This is a genomic window from Mesorhizobium sp. M7D.F.Ca.US.004.03.1.1 (assembly GCF_003998635.1).
In the GTDB taxonomy this organism is placed as follows: Bacteria; Pseudomonadota; Alphaproteobacteria; order Rhizobiales; family Rhizobiaceae; genus Mesorhizobium; species Mesorhizobium loti.
Map to the genome: position 1 here is coordinate 1 of NZ_RZQG01000839.1, position 2,563 is coordinate 2,563.

Sequence of the window (2,563 nt, forward strand, 5' to 3'; positions counted from 1 at the left end):
CATGCCGCCCCAGATCTCGACGACATTGCCCGCAGCCTTGCCCTTGCCGCCTAGCAGCTCGACGGCATATTCGCCGGCCGCGCGGCCTATCAGCGCGTTGTCGCCGCCGACGAACTGGGTGTAGTCCTTGGTGTCGACATTGCGGTCGAGCACGAAGACCGGAATCTTGGCGTCGATCGCCTGCTGCACGACGCCGGTCAGGCCGGCGGATTCCTTCGGTGATACCAGCAGTGCGTCGACCTCCTGACGGATCAGGTTCTCGACATCGGCGACCTGCTTTTCGGTCTTGTCCTCGCCGTCGGTGATGATCAGCTCGACCTCGGGATGCTTGGCGGCTTCAGCCAGGATGTCCTTGTTGAACTGCGCGCGCCAGGGCTCGATGGTCGTCACCTGCGAGAAGCCGATCTTCCACTTCTTGTCCTGGGCATAGGCATTGCCGGTGGTCAGAAGCGCGGTGGTGGTCAGCAGTGCCGCGGTCATGGCGGCAAGCTTCAGCATGTCACGTCGTTTCATTCTTGTTTCCTCCGAGATTGAGAGACGGTGTCTCTTGCGACGGCCGCTTTGCCGCGGTCGTTTCCTTGTGCGCCGCTTGCCCGCCGGGCAGGCGCAGATAGGCCAGGAGATCACCGGCATTGCGCTCCTGCACGAGCACGGTGCCGATGATGATCATCCCCTTCAGCACCAGCTGAAGGTTCGAATTGATGTTGTGGAGCTGCAGGATGTTGGAGAGCAGCCCGAAGATCAGCACGCCGCAGAACGTGCCGGTGAGGCTGCCGCGCCCGCCCATCAGGCTGGTGCCGCCGATGACGACGGCGGCGATGGCATCCAGTTCCAGCCCGGCGCCGGCATCCGGCTTGCCTTGCCTATACTGCGCGACATAGAGCACGGCGGCGATACCGGCGAGCAGTCCGGAGATGGCATAGGTGGCGATCTTGACGCGACCGGCGGCGATGCCGGAGAGCCGCGCCGCTTCCTCATTGCCGCCGATGGCATAGACATAGCGGCCGAACGGCGTGAAGCGCAGCACCGCGCCATAGATCAGGATGGCGCCGAGGAAGAACAGACCCGGCATCGGGATGACGCCGAACACCAGCGAGCGCAGGATCTCGAAATCGGCGGTGGCATTCGAGCCGGTATAGACCGGCAGCACCGCATTGTTCTGGCCGGCGGTGAGCCGGGCGATGCCGAGCGCCGTCACCATCATCGCCAGGGTGACGATGAAGGGCTGCAGCCGCCCGGCAACGATGATGAAGCCGTTGAGCGCACCAAACAGCAAGCCGACACACGGCGCCACCAGCAGCACGCCAGGCACGCCGAATTTCGACCCGATCTGCGGCAGCAGGTACCACAGGGACAGGCAGCACAGGACCACGCCGACGACGGCGGGCGTGACCAGGCCGCGAATGCCGTCCAACCTGATGTCGCGGACGAGATCGGCGCCGGCTCGGGATTTTGCGAGGTTCTGGAAGATGAAGCGGGTGACGACGAAGCCGAGGCAAAGCGCCACCAGTGCGACGGTCGGCACGCCCAGCACGACGCCCGGCGTCACGCCAGGAACCGTCAGCAGCATGGCGCAGACCACCGAGCAGATGGCCATCAGCGAGCCGACGGAGAGATCGATGCCGCCGGTGATGATGACAGCCGTCATGCCGGTGGCGATCAGCCCGGTGGTCGACACCTGGCGCAGCACGTCGAGCAGATTGCCGTAGGAGAGGAAGATGTTGTTGCCCTTCGAACTCATCGGCGAGCCCAGCACGCCGATCAGGAAGATGGCGATCAGGCCCCAATAGAGCTTGGTCCGGGACAGGAGTTTCAGGGCAGTCATGCGGCTGGTCTCGATATGGTTCGGCGCGGTGCGGCGAGGCGCATGATGGCCTCCTCGCTGGCCGCGTCGCGGGAAAGGATGCCTGTCTGGCGGCCGTCGGCCATCACCAGGATGCGGTCGGAGAGATGCAAAAGCTCCGGCAGTTCCGAGCTGATGACGGCGATGGCAAGGCCGTCGCGCGCCAGCTTGAAGATCAGGTCGTAGATCTCGCGCTTGGCGCCGACATCGATGCCGCGCGTCGGCTCGTCCAGCAACAGCACCCTCGGCCTGGTCGCCAGCCACTTGCCGATGACGACCTTCTGCTGGTTGCCGCCGGACAGCGTGCCGGCGGGCTGGTCGATGTCCTGGCAGCGGATGCCGAGCGCCTTGACCGCCTGCCGCGCCAATCCCTGTTCGCCGGCCAGCGAGCGGATGCCGAAGCGCGCCAGCGATCCGACCAGCGGCAGCGCGACATTGTCCGTGATCGATGCCTGCAGATGCAGGCCTTGCGTCTTGCGGTCCTCGGTGACCAGCGCAATGCCCAACCGCCTTGCATCGCGGGGCGAACGGATATCCACGGGTCGGCCGTCGACCTGGATTTCGCCACCGGTACGACCATCGCTCGAGCCGAAGATCGCTTCCAGGATCTCGGTGCGGCCCGAACCCAGCAGCCCGCCAATGCCGAGGATTTCTCCGGCGGCAAGATCGAAGCCGACGCCGTCGATCACCGTGCGCCAGCCATGCGCATCGGGCTTCGAC

Annotated in this window: 3 protein-coding genes; all 3 read right to left on the reverse strand. The window is 65.3% G+C overall.

What is annotated here, in order from left to right; translation table 11 throughout:
• A partial coding sequence (locus tag EN935_RS30675; RefSeq protein ID WP_164771475.1) for a substrate-binding domain-containing protein occupies positions 1–513 on the reverse strand: 513 nt, incomplete at its 3' end.
• Positions 500–1,825 carry an ABC transporter permease gene (locus tag EN935_RS30680; protein WP_127262589.1) on the reverse strand — a complete coding sequence of 442 codons (1,326 nt, stop codon included), beginning with the start codon at positions 1,823–1,825 and terminating at the stop codon, positions 500–502. The genes EN935_RS30680 and EN935_RS30675, both read right to left, overlap by 14 nt.
• Positions 1,822–2,563, reverse strand: a 742-nt coding sequence (locus EN935_RS30685; RefSeq protein ID WP_164771476.1) for an ATP-binding cassette domain-containing protein, incomplete at its 5' end; no start/stop codon positions are given. The genes EN935_RS30685 and EN935_RS30680, both read right to left, overlap by 4 nt.